Origin of the sequence: Jiangella alkaliphila (assembly GCF_900105925.1) — a bacterium.
GTDB classification, from domain to species: domain Bacteria; phylum Actinomycetota; class Actinomycetes; order Jiangellales; family Jiangellaceae; genus Jiangella; species Jiangella alkaliphila.
The window spans coordinates 4740375-4754850 of the sequence record NZ_LT629791.1 but is presented as its reverse complement, the minus strand read 5'-3'; the positions used below and the strand labels follow the sequence as shown (position 1 = coordinate 4754850).

At 72.4% G+C, this 14476-nt stretch carries 12 protein-coding genes; 8 read left to right on the top strand and 4 right to left on the bottom strand.

Annotation, left to right across the window (positions count from 1 at the left end; all coding sequences use genetic code 11):
• Positions 1-53 precede the first annotated feature (53 nt).
• The 4 genes from yajC to BLV05_RS21705 all read left to right on the top strand — a co-directional run bounded on the left by yajC (position 54) and on the right by BLV05_RS21705 (position 3944).
• On the top strand, positions 54-416 hold the full coding sequence (yajC, locus tag BLV05_RS21720; protein WP_046770415.1) for a preprotein translocase subunit YajC: 363 nt from the start codon (positions 54-56) through the stop codon (positions 414-416).
• A gap of 63 nt (positions 417-479) precedes the next feature.
• Entirely contained in the window at positions 480-1007 is a 528-nt protein-coding gene (locus tag BLV05_RS21715; protein ID WP_046770518.1) for an adenine phosphoribosyltransferase, read from the top strand.
• Positions 1008-1015: 8 nt separating this feature from the next.
• Positions 1016-1270: a hypothetical protein gene (locus tag BLV05_RS21710; protein WP_046770414.1), complete on the top strand. Its 255-nt coding sequence runs from the start codon at positions 1016-1018 to the stop codon at positions 1268-1270.
• Between the two features lie 370 nt (positions 1271-1640).
• Positions 1641-3944 carry a RelA/SpoT family protein gene (locus tag BLV05_RS21705; protein ID WP_046770413.1) on the top strand — a complete coding sequence of 768 codons (2304 nt, stop codon included), beginning with the start codon at positions 1641-1643 and terminating at the stop codon, positions 3942-3944.
• Between the two features lie 35 nt (positions 3945-3979).
• Here the strand turns inward: BLV05_RS21705 and BLV05_RS37765 are convergent, their stop codons facing one another.
• Both BLV05_RS37765 and BLV05_RS21695 read right to left on the bottom strand, forming a co-directional pair.
• On the bottom strand, positions 3980-5986 hold the full coding sequence (locus BLV05_RS37765; protein WP_231948582.1) for a DUF349 domain-containing protein: 2007 nt from the start codon (positions 5984-5986) through the stop codon (positions 3980-3982).
• A 16-nt stretch (positions 5987-6002) separates the two neighbouring features.
• The gene (locus BLV05_RS21695; RefSeq protein WP_046770412.1) at positions 6003-6800 is read right to left on the bottom strand and encodes a peptidylprolyl isomerase; all 798 of its coding nucleotides are present in this window, start codon (positions 6798-6800) and stop codon (positions 6003-6005) included.
• A 152-nt stretch (positions 6801-6952) separates the two neighbouring features.
• Between BLV05_RS21695 and BLV05_RS21690 the strand changes: the two genes are divergently transcribed.
• Both BLV05_RS21690 and hisS read left to right on the top strand, forming a co-directional pair.
• Entirely contained in the window at positions 6953-7618 is a 666-nt protein-coding gene (locus BLV05_RS21690) for an MBL fold metallo-hydrolase (RefSeq protein WP_046770411.1), read from the top strand.
• A 4-nt stretch (positions 7619-7622) separates the two neighbouring features.
• Positions 7623-8885, top strand: coding sequence for a histidine--tRNA ligase (hisS, locus tag BLV05_RS21685; RefSeq protein WP_082155471.1), 1263 nt, complete (start codon positions 7623-7625; stop codon positions 8883-8885).
• 111 nt (positions 8886-8996) lie between these two features.
• On the opposite strand, the gene BLV05_RS21680 is transcribed toward hisS, so the two are convergent.
• Positions 8997-10226 (bottom strand): RNA polymerase sigma factor, encoded by a 1230-nt coding sequence (locus BLV05_RS21680; protein ID WP_046770410.1) that lies wholly within the window; start codon positions 10224-10226, stop codon positions 8997-8999.
• 15 nt (positions 10227-10241) lie between these two features.
• Positions 10242-10850 carry a dihydrofolate reductase family protein gene (locus BLV05_RS21675; RefSeq protein WP_046770409.1) on the bottom strand — a complete coding sequence of 203 codons (609 nt, stop codon included), beginning with the start codon at positions 10848-10850 and terminating at the stop codon, positions 10242-10244.
• A 124-nt stretch (positions 10851-10974) separates the two neighbouring features.
• On the opposite strand from BLV05_RS21675, the gene BLV05_RS37090 reads away from it, so the two are divergent.
• Together BLV05_RS37090 and aspS are read left to right on the top strand one after the other, a co-directional pair.
• On the top strand, positions 10975-12510 hold the full coding sequence (locus BLV05_RS37090) for an Rv2578c family radical SAM protein (RefSeq protein WP_046770408.1): 1536 nt from the start codon (positions 10975-10977) through the stop codon (positions 12508-12510).
• Positions 12511-12714: 204 nt separating this feature from the next.
• Positions 12715-14475 (top strand): aspartate--tRNA ligase, encoded by a 1761-nt coding sequence (aspS, locus tag BLV05_RS21665; protein WP_046770407.1) that lies wholly within the window; start codon positions 12715-12717, stop codon positions 14473-14475.
• Position 14476: the final 1 nt, after the last annotated feature.

Genomic DNA, 14476 nt, shown 5'->3' with positions numbered 1-14476 from the left:
ACGCCGCACGGTGCCCGTAGCGGGGTGCCCCTGGAAGGAAGCCTGTCCCCATCATGGAAGCACTGCTGCTGCCGGTCCTGCTGATCGCTGTCTTCTACTTCCTGCTCATCCGGCCGCAGCAGAAGCAGCGGCGTCAGATGGCGGAGCTCCAGCAGTCGGTCCAGCCCGGGACGAAGGTCATGACGACGGCCGGCCTGTTCGCCACGGTCGTCGAGGTCAACGACGACGAGGTCGTGCTCGAGGTCGCGCCGGGCGTGCACAGCCGCTACGTGCGCCGCGCCATCGCCAACGTCGTCCAGCCCGAGGAGCCGGTCGTGCCGGCCACCCCGGCCGACGACGTCATCGACGACGCGCCGACGCACGAGCCCGTCCAGGCCAAGGGCGAGGACCGCACGAACGGCGACGACATCCGCTGAGCGGGCCGTGTGCGTCCGGCTCGCCACGCGATAGCCTCTGACCTCGTGACGAAGCCGCCGGCGATCGCCGACTCCGACCGCGACCTGCTGCTCTCCTACATCCGCGACGTCCCGGACTGGCCGGAACCCGGCGTGACGTTCAAGGACATCACGCCGCTGCTGCGCGACCCGGCCGCGTTCGACACGATGATCGAGCTGCTCGGCGCGGTCGGCGGCGAGGACGTCGACGTGGTCGTAGGCATCGAGGCGCGCGGGTTCATCCTGGGTGCGCCGGTCGCGCACCGTCTCGGCGCCGGCTTCGTGCCCGTGCGCAAGCAGGGCAAGCTGCCGTGGAAGACGTCCGCGGCCAGCTACTCCCTGGAGTACGGTGAGGCGACCATCGAGGTCCACGTCGACGCCTTCAAGCCGGGCGAGCGGGTCCTCGTCGTCGACGACGTGCTGGCCACCGGCGGCACCGTGCGCGCCACCGTCGACCTCGTCCGCGGCGGCGGCGCCGACGTGGTGGGCGTCGGGATCCTCATGGAGCTCGGCTTCCTGAACGGCCGCGACAAGCTCGCGGACGTCAACATCCAGTCCCTGCTCGTCGTGTAGGCACGGACGTGGAGGCGGCGGCGCTGTTCCTGGCGCCGTTCGTCCTGTCGCTGCTCGCCGCCCTCGTGGTGCGACGCTGGTGGGCACTGATCGTCCCGGTGGTCGCCGTGCCGCTCTACTACAGCGGCCTGCGCTACGGGTGGTGGGGCGGCGGCGTCGGCGACGGAGCCTGGGTGCTGCTGGCCGCGTTCCTCACCCTGGTCGCGGTGGCCGGCTGCGCCGTCGTCATCGGCCTGTTCCGCCTCCTCGCCCGCCGCCCATGATCATCAACTTTTGCGCTGCCGTGGAGCCTGTTGCGCTCTCGGCGGTCGACGCGCTGGAGCCGGAGATCTTCCTGCCCGCGTCACGCGCCGACGGCCCGGTGCCGCCCTTGGCAAGGCTGGTCGTCGTGACGGCGCCCGATATGCCCGGCCTGGTGCGGCGACCAGGCTGGCCAAGGCGATCGGGCGTCGCGGCGAGAACGGCGGCCGCCGAAGATTCTTCGGCAACGCCCGCCACCGCACGCCATTCCGCAACAGGCTCCATAGCGGCACAAAACGTTGATGATCATGGGCGCCATGACGCTGAGTTACCCGCCGGGAACAGCGACCCCCTAAACTGTGTTGTGTCCTTACCCGGGACGAGAGGGGGCCTGTGGCCGAGCAGACTGTTCCCAGCGGCGCGCTGACCCCGGTCAGGGTGCGGGCGAGGCTCGCCCGCCTGACCGCCCAACGACAGCAGTCCGACCCCGCGCTGGAACCGCTGTTCCGGATCATCCGGGCCAACCATCCGAAGGCCGACCTCGAGGTCATCGAGAAGGCCTATCGCACCGCCGCGCGCGCCCACAGCGGGCAGAAGCGCAAGAGCGGCGACCCGTACATCACCCACCCGCTGGCCGTCACGACCATCCTGGCCGAGCTGGGCATGACGCCGCCCACGCTGGCCGCGGCGCTGCTGCACGACACCGTCGAGGACACCGACTACGGCCTCGACCAGCTGCGCGGCGAATTCGGCGAAGAGATCGCCATGCTGGTCGACGGCGTCACGAAGCTCGACAAGGTCAAGTACGGGCAGGCCGCGCAGGCCGAGACTGTCCGCAAGATGGTCATCGCCATGGCCAAGGACATCCGCGTCCTGGTCATCAAGCTGGCCGACCGGCTGCACAACGCCCGCACGTGGCGTTACGTGCCGAAGGAGTCGGCGCGGCGCAAGGCGCACGAGACGCTGGAGATCTACGCACCGCTGGCGCACCGGCTGGGCATGAACACCATCAAGTGGGAGCTCGAAGACCTCTCGTTCGCCACCCTGCATCCGAAGGTGTACGACGAGATCGTGCGGCTGGTGGCCGAGCGGGCGCCGTCGCGCGACGACTACCTGGCGTCGGTCATCGACCAGGTGCAGGGTGACCTGCGGGTGTCGAAGATCAAGGCGAACGTCTACGGCCGGCCCAAGCACTATTACTCGATCTACCAGAAGATGATCGTCCGCGGCCGCGACTTCGCCGACATCTACGACCTCGTCGGCATCCGCGTGCTGGTCGAGTCGGTGCGCGACTGTTACGCCGTCCTGGGCATCGTGCACGCGCGCTGGAACCCGGTGCCGGGCCGGTTCAAGGACTTCATCGCGATGCCGAAGTTCAACATGTACCAGTCGCTGCACACCACGGTCATCGGGCCGGGCGGCAAGCCGGTCGAGCTGCAGATCCGCACCCACGCCATGCACCGCCGGGCCGAGTACGGCATCGCCGCGCACTGGAAGTACAAGGAAGACTCCAACTCCAGCCGCGAGACCGACAAGCAGATCAACAACAACGGCGACAACGCCGGCAACGACATGACCTGGCTGCGTCAGCTGCTGGACTGGCAGAAGGAGACCGAGGACCCGGGCGAGTTCCTCGAGTCGCTGCGGTTCGAGATGGAGTCCAACGAGGTCTTCGTCTTCACCCCGAAGGGCGACGTCGTCGCGCTGCCCGCCGCGGCCACCCCGGTCGACTTCGCCTACGCCGTCCACACCGACATCGGTCACCGCACCATCGGCGCGCGGGTCAACGGCCGGCTGGTGCCGCTGGAGTCCAATCTCGACAACGGCGACGTCGTCGAGGTGTTCACCTCCAAGGCGCAGGGCGCCGGCCCGAGCCGCGACTGGCTGACGTTCGTCACCAGCGCCCGGGCCCGCAACAAGATCAAGCAGTGGTTCTCGAAGGAGCGCCGCGAAGAGGCCATCGAGCACGGCAAGGACGCCATCGCCCGGGCCATGCGCAAGCAGGACCTCCCGCTGCAGCGGATGATGAGCCAAGAGTCGCTCAAGGCCGTCGCCGACGACCTGCGCTACCCCGACATCTCCGCGCTCTACGCCGCGGTCGGCGAGGGCAACGTGTCGGCGCAGAGCATCGTGCAGAAGCTCGTGCAGATTCTCGGCGGCGAGGAGGGCACCACCGAGGACGTCGCCGAGGCGGCCACCCCCGACCGGCCACGCCGGCGCAGCGGCGGCGACCCCGGCGTCGTCGTCAAGGGCGTCTCCGACGTGTGGGTCAAGCTGGCCCGCTGTTGCACCCCGGTGCCGGGCGACACCATCGTCGGCTTCGTCACCCGCGGATCTGGCGTGTCGGTGCACCGCGAGGACTGCGTCAACGTCGACGGCCTGCGGCGCCAGCACGGCCGCATGGTCGAGGTCGAGTGGGCGCCGACGGCGAACAGCATGTTCCTGGTGGCCATCCAGGTCGAGGCGCTCGACCGCGCCCGGCTGCTGTCCGACGTCACCCGGGTGCTGTCCGACCAGCACGTGAACATCCTGTCGGCCACGGTGTCCACCAACACCGACCGCATCGCCACCAGCCGGTTCACCTTCGAGATGGCCGACCCCAAGCACCTGGGCCACGTTCTCAAGGCGGTCCGTGGTGTCGAGGGCGTCTTCGACGCCTACCGGCTGACCAGCGGCATCCCGGCGCCGACGCACTGAGTTGAGCTAGGTGCGGCGACGCCGGGCGGCGCGCGTCAGCTGGTGAACTCCTCGAGCGCCTGCTGAGCCTGCTCGAGCCACGACTTGCGGGCCTCGATGGCCTCCTCGGCCTCGCGCAGCTTGCGGTCGTTGCCGGCCTCGCGCGCCTTCGCCGCCTTCGATTCCAGGTCGGCGATCGACGCCTCCAGCTGCGTCACCGTCGCCTGGGCGCGGGCCCTGGCCTCCGGGTTGGACCGCTGCCACTCGTTCTGCTCGGCCTCGCGGATGGCGTCCTCGACCCGGCGCATGCGGCCCTCGACCGACCGCATGGCGTCGCGGGGGACGTGGCCGGCATCCTCCCAGCGGTCCTGCAGGGCGCGCAACTGCTGGCGGGCGACCTTCCAGTCGGTGATCGGCAGCAGCGCCTCGGCGTTGGCGAGGATGCCCTCCTTGACCACGAGGTTGGCCTGCTGCTCGTCGTCGCGCTGGGACTGCTGCGCGGCGCGGGCGCCGAAGAAGGTGTCCTGGGCGGCCCGGAACCTCTTCCACAGGCTGTCCTCGACCCCCCGCGGCGCCGGGCCGGCGGCCTTCCACTGCGACATCAGCTCGCGGTAGCGCCGCGACGTCGGGCCCCAGTCGGTGGAGCCGCTGATCTCCTCGGCCTCAGACAGGATGCGCTCCTTGATGACGCGGGCCTCGTCGCGGCGCTCGGCCAGCTCGGAGAAGTGCGCCTTGCGCCGCCGGGTGTAGTGCGTCCGCGCCGACGAGAACCGGCGCCACAGCTCGTCGTCGGTGGCGCGGTCCAGCCGGGGCAGCGACTTCCACTCCTCGAGCAGCCCTCGCAACGTGTCGGCGCCGTTGCGCCAGTCGCTGCCCTCGGCGATGCTCTCGGCCTGCTGCGCGATCTGCTCCTTGCGCCCGCGCGCGTCCTCCAGCGCCTTGGCCCGGGCGGCCCGGCGCTCGGCCCGCCGCTCCGCGATGCGGGCGTCGAGCGCGTCCAGCCGGGTGGACAGCGCGGCGAGGTCGCCGATGGCGTGCGCCTCGGCCAGCTGCGCGCGCACCTTGGCGACACCCTGCGCGGTATCGTCGGGCGCCGCGGCGCCGGATTCCAGCCGGGTCTCCAGCAGGTCGACCTGGACGGCGAGATCCTCGTACTTGCGGATGAAGAAGGCCAGCGCCTCCTCGGGCTTGCCGACCTGCCACGAGCCGATGCTGCGCTCGCCCTCGGCGGTGCGGACGTACACCTCGCCGCTCTCGTCGACCCGGCCCCACTCGTTGGACGCCACGGTCGGCGCGGCCGGCCCGGTGGACTCCGCCGCGGGGGCAGCGGGGGTGGGGGCAGTCGGCGTGGGGACGCTGGGCGTGGGTGCGGGGTCGGCTGCCGTGGGCACCGGCGGAGCCGGGGTGGGCCGCGCGGGTGCCGCCTCGGCGGCGGCAGGCTCGGGCTCGGGGGGCGCCGACTCGGCGGCGGCAGGCTCGGGCTCGGGGGGCGCCGACTCGGCGGCGGGCTCCGCGGGAGCGGGCTCCGCCTCGGCGGGCTCCGGCTCGGCCGGGACGGCCGCCAGGTCGGCGGGCGTCGGCACGGCCGCCGGCTGCGCGGCCTCCGCTTCGGCGGGTGCGGGCTCAGCCTCGGCCGGCTCGGCCTCCGGCTCGGCGGGCGTCGCCTCATCAGGCGCCGCGTCGGTACTAGCGGGCTCGGCCGCGACGGGCTCCGGCGCGGCCTCCGCTTCGGCGGGTGCCGGCTCAGGGTCCGTGGGCGTTGCCTCGGCGCGTGCGGGCTCAGGCTCGGCGGACGCTGCGGGAGCGGCCTCCGGCTCGGCGGGCTCCGGCTCAGCCTGGACGGCCGTCGGCTCGGCCTCCGCTTCGGCGGGTGCGGGCTCAGCTTCGGCCGGCTCGGCCTCCGCTTCGGCGGGCGTCGACTCAGCGTCCGTGGGCGTTGCCTCGACGGTTTCGGGCGTCGGCGTCGGCTGGGCGGCGCCGGGGGACTCGGGGGCCGTGGGCTCGACCTCGGCGGCAGGGGTCACCGCGTCGTCGTGCTCGGGGCTACCAGTCGTGTTCGTCACGGTGTCCTCATCCGGGTCAGGCGGTGGCGACGGAGTCGAGGGTGACCGGGGTGATGGGCGCGCCATCCTCCGATCCGTTGTCGGTTCCAGCGTCGGCGATTCCAGTGATCACGTCCAGACCTGCGGTGATCTGGCCGAAAACGGTGTAGTCGGGCGGCAGCTGGGAGTCGCCGTACACCAGGAAGAACTGGCTGCCGTTGGTGTTGGGCCCGCCGTTGGCCATGGCCACCGTACCGGCCGGGTAGGTGGCGCCGTCGGTGTTCTCGTTGTCGTACTCGTAGCCGGGGCCGCCGGAGCCGGAGCCGGTCGGGTCGCCGCACTGCAGCACCTTGAGCGAGGCGGACGTCGTCAGGCGGTGGCAGGAGGTCGCGTTGTAATACCCGGCGGCGGCCAGGAAGGCCATCGAGTTGACGGTGCACGGCGCGCCGGCGTCGAGCGTCACGGTGACCGGCGCGCCGTTGATCGTCAGCGTCGCGGTGGTGGGCAGCGGCGTCGCGAGCGCGGCGGGGTCGATGGCGGGCGGCGTGCCGAGGTTCGGGACGGCCGACTCGCCGGCCGCGCGGTAGTCGCACACGCCGGTGGCGGTGTCGGCCGACGGGTCGGAGTCGGAACCGGCCGCGACGGGATCGTCGTCGCCGCCGAGCGCGCCCGACACCAGCAGCGTGCCCATGACCAGGGCCACCACGACGATGACGCCACCGACGACGAGGCCGAGCTTGCGCCGTCGCGCCGCCTCGGCGGCTCGCCGTTCCTGCTGGCGATCGTGGTGCTGGCGCGCGAGCTCACGTCGTCGCTGCTTGGCGCTCTGGGCCACCGGCCATCCTCCCGCTCCGTCGAGAAAACGTTCAGGAAGGCCGCGGCGACCCCCCTTCGCGTGTGTGGTACGCGGAGACAGTCTAGGCAGTACACGGCGGGAATCAGATAACGAGTTCGCGGCGATGACCGGCCCGCCGGTAACCTTCCTGGGTGCTCCTGCTCACCGTCGTCGCCCCCGTGCTGGGCACCAACTGCTACGTCGTGGCGGCCGGCGACGGCCGCGAGTGCGTGGTGATCGACCCCGGCATCGGCGTCGCCGAGCAGTTGGAGAAGGTGTTCGCCGAGCACTCCCTCGAGCCTGTGGCGGTCCTCGTCACCCACGGCCACCTCGACCACACCTACGCGCTGAGCGAGTTGTCGCAGGCCCGCGGCCTCCCCGTCCACCTGCACGAGGGCGACGCGTACCGGCTGGCCGACCCGCTCGGCTCGCTCGGGCCGCAGCTCGCGGCGCAGTTCGCCCAGTTCGGCGCCGACTGGACGCCGCCGGCCGACGTGCGGACCTTCGGCGGCGCCGAGACCGAGCTGGACCTCGCCGGCGTCGGGCTGCGCGCCGTCCACGCCCCGGGCCATACCGAGGGGTCGACGCTCTACCACGCGCCCGCCGACGGCGTCGTCTTCACCGGCGACGTGCTGTTCGCGGGCACGGTGGGCCGCACCGACCTGCCGGGCGGCGACGACGCGCTGATGCGCGCGACGCTGACCCGGCTCGCGTCGGACGACGGGCTGCCCGGACTCACCATCGTCCGGCCCGGCCACGGCCCGGCGTCGACCCTCGACCGGGAACGCGCATCCAACCCGTACCTGCGAGGACTGTAGACACGTGAACACACCGGAATTCCGCGCCCCCCGGGGCACCTTCGACCTCGTGCCGCCGCGCGGCGAGGCCATGCTCGCCGTCCGCGACGCCCTGGCCGCGCCGCTGCGCACGGCCGGCTACGGCTACGTCGAGACGCCCAGCTTCGAGGAGACGACGCTGTTCGCCCGCGGCGTCGGCGAGTCGACGGACATCGTCACCAAAGAGATGTACTCCTTCACCACCCGCGGCGGCGACGACGTCACGCTGCGGCCCGAGGGGACGGCGCCGGTGCTGCGCGCCGTCCTCGAGAACGGCCTGCACCGCGGCGCGCTGCCGGTGAAGCTCTGGTACTCCGGCTCGTACTACCGCTACGAGCGGCCGCAGAAGGGCCGCTACCGGCACTTCTCGCAGGTCGGGGCGGAGATCCTGGGCACCGAGGACCCGGCCAGCGACGCCGAGCTGATCGTCCTCGCCGTCGACGCCTACCGCGCGCTGGGGCTGACGGGGGTGCGGGTGCTGCTGAACTCGCTCGGCTCGCACGAGTCGCGGCCGGCGTACCGGGCGGCGCTGCAGGAGTTCCTGCGGAGGCTCGACCTCGACGACGAGACCGCCCGGCGGGTCGAGATCAACCCGTTGCGGGTGCTCGACGACAAGCGGCCGGAGATCCAGAAGGCGCTCACCGACGCGCCGGTCATCACCGACTTCCTGTCACCGTCGGACCGCGCGCACCACGCGACCGTCCGGTCGCTGCTGACCGCGGCGGGCGTGGCGTTCGAGGACGACCCGCGGCTGGTCCGCGGCCTCGACTACTACACCCGCACGCTGTTCGAGTTCGTCCACGACGGCCTCGGCTCGCAGTCCGCGGTGGGCGGTGGCGGCCGCTACGACGGCCTGTCCGAACTGCTCGGCGGGCCCGCCCTGCCCGGTGTCGGCTGGGCGCTCGGCGCCGACCGCACGCTGCTGGCCATGGAGGCCGAAGGGCTGCCGCTGCCGGGCGCCACCGGCGTCCAGGTGTTCGCCGTCCCGCTCGGCGAAGAGGCCGCGGCGTGGGCGTTCTCGCTGGTGACGTCGCTGCGACGGGAGGGCGTGACGGCCGACTTCGCCACCGGCGGCCGCGGCCTCAAGGGCGCCATGAAGGCCGCCGACCGCAGCGGCGCCAAGTACGCCGTCGTGGTCGGCGAGCGCGACCTTGCCGAGGGCGTCGCCCAGGTCAAGGACCTCGCGACGGGGGAGCAGCAGGCCGTCTCGGTGAACGGGCTGGTCACGCACCTCAAGCGGCTGGTCTAGCGGGCCGCCTTCTGCTGTTGCCTGCGTGCCTCACTCCGCCGATGGTTGGCAGTTTGGTGGTGTCATAGACCCACCAAACTGCCAACCATCGCGGCTGGTGGGAGGCGGGCGCTAGGCGAGCTCGTTGCGGCGGCGGGTGAGGTGGGCGGTCTGGGCGGTGTTGCCGGCCAGACCGATGGCCGCGTCGTAGGCCGCGCGCGCGTCCTGGCCGCGGCCCAGGCGGCGCAGCAGCTCGGCGCGGGTGGCGTGGAACAGGTGGTAGCCGGCGAGGTCGTCCCGGAGGCGGTCGACGGCGGCGAGAGCGACGTCCGGGCCGTCGAGCTCGGCGACAGCGATGGCCCGGTTGAGGGCGACGATCGGCGAGGGGTCGACGCGGACGAGCTGGTCGTAGAGGGCGACGACCTGGGACCAGTCGGTGTCGCGCATCTGGCGGGCGGACGTGTGCACGGCGTTGATCGCGGCGAGGATCTGGTAGCGGCCCGGCGCCACTCCAGTGGCGAGGCGCTCGCGCACCAGCCGGTGCCCCTCGGCGATCAGCGCCGCGTCCCAGGCGCCGCGGTCCTGCGCGTCGATCGTGACCAGGTCGCCGCCGGCGGAGAAGCGCGCGGTGTGGCGGGCCTCGGTGAGCAGCATCAGCGCGAGCAGGCCGGCCACCTCACCGTCGTCGGGCAGGAGGGCCCGGATCAGGCGGGTGAGCCGGATCGCCTCGGCGGTCAGGTCGTGCCGGACGGGGCCGGCGTCGGCGCCCGTCGCCAGGTAGCCCTCGTTGAAGATGAGGTAGAGGACGGCGAGGACGCCGGACACGCGGGCCGGGAGGTCCGCGGCGGACGGCACCCGGTAGGGGATGCGGGCCGCCTTGATCTTGGCCTTCGCGCGGGTGATCCGCTGGCCCATCGCGGTCTCCTGCACGAGGAAGGCGCTGGCGATCTCGGCCACGGTCAGGCCGCCGACCATGCGCAGTGTCAGCGCCACGCGAGACGGCATCGCCAGCGCCGGGTGACAGCAGGTGAAGATCAGCCGGAGCCGCTCGTCGTCGATGGCACCGAGCGGCTCGGGCGGGTCGCCGTCGAACAGCATCGTGGCCTCCTTCTGCTTCTCGTCGCGCTTGAGCTCGCGGCGGACGCGGTCGATCGCCTTGCGGGTGGCGGTGGTGGTCAGCCAGCCGCCGGGGTTCGGCGGCACGCCGTCGGACGGCCACCGCTGGACGGCGGTCCCGAACGCCTCGGCCGCCGCCTCCTCGGCGACGTCGAGGTCGCCGAAACGCCTGGTCAGGGACGCGACCAGCCGGGCCCACTCCTCGCGATGGGCCCGGGTGACCGCCTCCCGGACGTCGGACGTCATCGTCAGATCAGCTCCTCAGCCGGCGGCGTACTGGGGGCGCCCGGTGGGCCGGTAGACGTGGTGGGTGATGCCGTTGGTGAAGGAGCGGAAGTCAACCAGATCGAGCGCCGCGTCCGGGCCGGCGTCGGGGAACAGCCGGGTGCCCTGGCCGACGACCACGGGATAGGTGAACAGGGCGATCTCGTCGACCAGCCGATGGTCGAGGAGCCAGCGGACCAGAGCGCCGCTGCCGTGCACCTGCAGCTCACCCTCCCGCCCGGCCTTCAGCTCGCGGACGGCTCCCGCGACGTCGCCGGAGAAGACGGTGCTGCCCGCCCAGCGCGGGTCGGTCAGGGTGGTGGACGCGACGTACTTGGGCCGCTCGTTCAGGGCCTGCCCGATGGGCGCGTTCGCCATGTCCTCGATCGTGCCCCAGGAGCCGGCGAAGATCTCATAGGTTCGCCGGCCGAACAGGAACGCGTCGGCACGCTGGTAGACGTCGCTGAGGTACGTCTCGGCGTCGCCGCCGAACAGCGGCAGCGCCCAGCCGCCGCGCTCGAACCCGCCCCTGCGGTCCTCGTTCGACCCGCCCAGTCCCTGGATGACGCCGTCGACGGAGACGTTCGTGACAGTCGTCAGTTTCATGTCGGTCCCTTCCTCGGGCCGCCCCTTGTAGGCGGCCTCTTACCCCTTCCACGAACGCCGCCGCCCCGATCCGACACCGACTGGGGGATTTGCCAGCGCTCCGAACGTGTGTTCGAATAGATGGATGCGCTGGGAAGGTCAGGAGCTCGCCGTCACCGACGGGGCCGCGCTGCCGGGGTTGCAGCGGCTGTCCGGGCTGGTCCGCAGCGTGCGCACGCCCGAGTTCGAGGGCATCACGTTCCACGAGGTGACGTCCAAGTCGGCGCTGAACAAGGTGCCCGAGGCCTCGCACGTGCCGTTCCGGTGGACGGTGAACCCGTACCGCGGCTGCAGCCACGCGTGCACGTACTGCCTGTCCGGCTACGCGCCCATCAGCATGGCCGACGGCACCACCGTCCCGCTCGCGCGGGTGCGGCCGGGCGACCAGGTGCTCGGCACCCGGCGCGAGGGGCTGAGCCGGCGGCTGGTGCGCACCCAGGTGGTCGACCACTGGCGCACGTCCAAGCCGGCGTTCCGGGTCGAGCTCGACGGCGGCACCTCCATCGTCGCGAGCGGCGACCACCGGTTCCTGACGCTGGACGGCTGGAAGCACGTGGCGCCGCCCGGCGAGGGCGACCCGCCGCGGCCGTACCTCACCACCCGCGACCGCCTGATGGGCCTGCGCCGCAGCGTGGTCGGCGCGGCGGTGCGGGGCGAGGACGCGCTGGCGGTCAGCTACGTGCGGGCGATGGACGTCGAGCTGCCGATGTTCGACCTCACCACCGGCACCGGCGACTTCATCGCGCACGGCGTCGTCAGCCACAACTGCTTCGCCCGCAACACTCACACCTACCTCGACCTCGACGCCGGCGACGACTTCGACCGCCAGGTGATCGTCAAGGTCAACGTCGCCGACGTGCTGCGGCGCGAAGTCGGCCGGCGCGGCTGGGCCCGCGAGCACGTCGCCATGGGCACCAACACCGACCCCTACCAGCGGGCCGAGGGCCGGTACCGGCTGATGCCGGGCATCATCGAGGCGCTGGCCGGGTCGGGCACGCCGTTCAGCATCCTCACCAAGGGCACGCTGCTGCGCCGCGACCTGCCGCTGCTCCAGCGCGCCGCCGAGGACGTCCAGGTCGGCGTCGGCGTGTCGCTGGCGCTGCTCGACGAGGGGCTGCACCGCTCCGTCGAGCCCGGCACCCCAACGCCGAAGGCCCGGCTCGACCTCGTCCGCGCCGTACGAGCGGCCGGGCTGCCGTGCACCGTCCTGCTGGCGCCCATCCTGCCCGGCCTGACCGACTCCGAGGAGCAGCTGTCCGCGCTGGTCGCGGCGGTGGCCGAGGCCGGCGCGACGGGCATCAGCTACATCCCGCTGCACCTGCGGCCGGGCGCTCGCGAGTGGTACCTCGGCTGGCTGGAGTCCACCCGGCCCGACCTGCTGCCGCTGTACCGGCGGCTCTACCACCGCGGCTCCTACTCCGACCAGCGCTACCGCGACTGGCTGCGCGCCCGGGTCGAGCCGCACCTGAAGGCGTACCGGCTCCGCGGCGACGACGACGAAGACCTGGTCGACGACCGGCGGCGGCCACTGCACGGGAAGCGCTGGGGCACCCGGCTGACCCCGTCGGGCAGCGGAACCGAGGCTGCCACCGTCGTACCCGGCCAGGACCCCCTCTTCTGACGCACACCGCCCGCCGCCCGCCGCCGCCCGCCGTCCCTCCAAAGTTGATCTTGGAGTTGTTCGGCACATAGGGCCTGGAATGTCCGGTAGATGGCCGAACAACTCCAAGATCAACGGGGTTGGGGGAATCGCCTCGCCGTGGACGGAGCGGGTTCCGTAGGATCGGCTGGTCCACGTACAACGCACGATCCGAGAGGAACACCCGTGCTCCGCACCCACGAGGCCGGCACGTTGCGTGCCGGCCACGCCGGCCAGACCGTCACCCTCACCGGCTGGGTCGCCCGCCGCCGCGATCACGGGGGAGTGGCGTTCCTGGATCTGCGCGACGCGTCCGGGGTGGCGCAGGTGGTGGTGCGGGACGAGGCCGTGGCGCACGGGCTGCGCAACGAGTTCTGCATCAAGGTCACCGGGCAGGTCGGCCGCCGCCCGGAGGGGAACGAGAACCCGAACCTGCCGACCGGCGAGATCGAGGTCGTCGCCGAGGCGCTCGAGGTGCTCAGCGAGGCCGAGCCGCTGCCGTTCCAGATCGACGACCACGTCGACGTCGGCGAGGAGGTGCGGCTGAAGTACCGCTACCTCGACCTGCGCCGGTCCGGTCCGGCCACCGCGATCCGCCTCCGCAGTGCCGTCAACAAGGCCGCCCGCGACGTCCTGCTGGCCGAGGACTTCGTCGAGGTCGAGACGCCGACGCTGACCCGGTCGACGCCGGAGGGGGCGCGCGACTTCGTGGTGCCGGCCCGGCTGCGGCCGGGGTCCTGGTACGCCCTGCCGCAGTCGCCGCAGCTGTTCAAGCAGCTGCTCATGGTGGCCGGGCTGGAGCGCTACTTCCAGATCGCCCGCTGCTACCGCGACGAGGACTTCCGCGCCGACCGCCAGCCCGAGTTCACCCAGCTCGACGTCGAGCTGAGCTTCGTCGAGCAGGACGACGTCATCGCGCTGGCCGAGAAGGTGCTGACGGCGCTGTGGGCGCTGGTCGGCCACGAGATCAGCGCCCCGATCCCGCGCATGACCTACCACGACGCCATGGACCGGTTCGGCTCGGACAAGCCCGACCTGCGGTTCGGGCAGGAGCTCACCGAGGTCACCGAGCACTTCGCCAACACCTCGTTCCGGGTGTTCCAGGCGGCCTACGTCGGCGCCGTCGTCCACCCGGGCGGCGCGTCGCAGAGCCGCAAGGAGCTCGACGGCTGGCAGGACTGGGCCAAGGCGCGCGGCGCCCGCGGCCTGGCGTACGTGCTGGTCGGGGCCGACGGCGAGCTGGCCGGCCCGGTCGCGAAGAACCTGTCCGAGGACGAGACGGCCGGCCTGCCGAAGTTGGTCGGCGCGGTCCCGGGCGACGCCGTGTTCTTCGCGGCCGGACCGCGGCGGTCGTCGCAGGCGCTGCTCGGCGCGGCCCGGCTGGAGATCGGCCGCCGGGCCGGCCTCATCGACGAGAGCGCATGGGCGTTCACCTGGGTGGTCGACGCGCCGCTGTTCGAGCCGGTCGACGAGACCGACGACGTCGCCGTCGGGTCCGGCGCCTGGACAGCCGTGCACCACGCGTTCACGTCGCCGAAGCCCGAGTCGATCGACACCTTCGACACCGACCCGGGCAGCGCGCTCGCCTACGCCTACGACATCGTCTGCAACGGCAACGAGATCGGCGGCGGGTCGATCCGTATCCATCGCCGCGACGTGCAGGAACGCGTCTTCCAGGTGATGGGCCTGAGCCCGGACGAGGCGCAGGAGAAGTTCGGCTTCCTGCTCGACGCGTTCAAGTACGGCGCGCCGCCGCACGGCGGCATCGCGTTCGGCTGGGACCGCATCACGGCGCTGCTGGCCGGCTCGGACTCGATCCGCGACGTCATCGCGTTCCCGAAGACCGGCGGCGGCTACGACCCGCTGACGGCCGCGCCGGCGCCGATCACCGCGCAGCAGCGCAAGGAGGCCGGCATCGACGCCGTACCGGAGCAGCCCGGGAACTGAC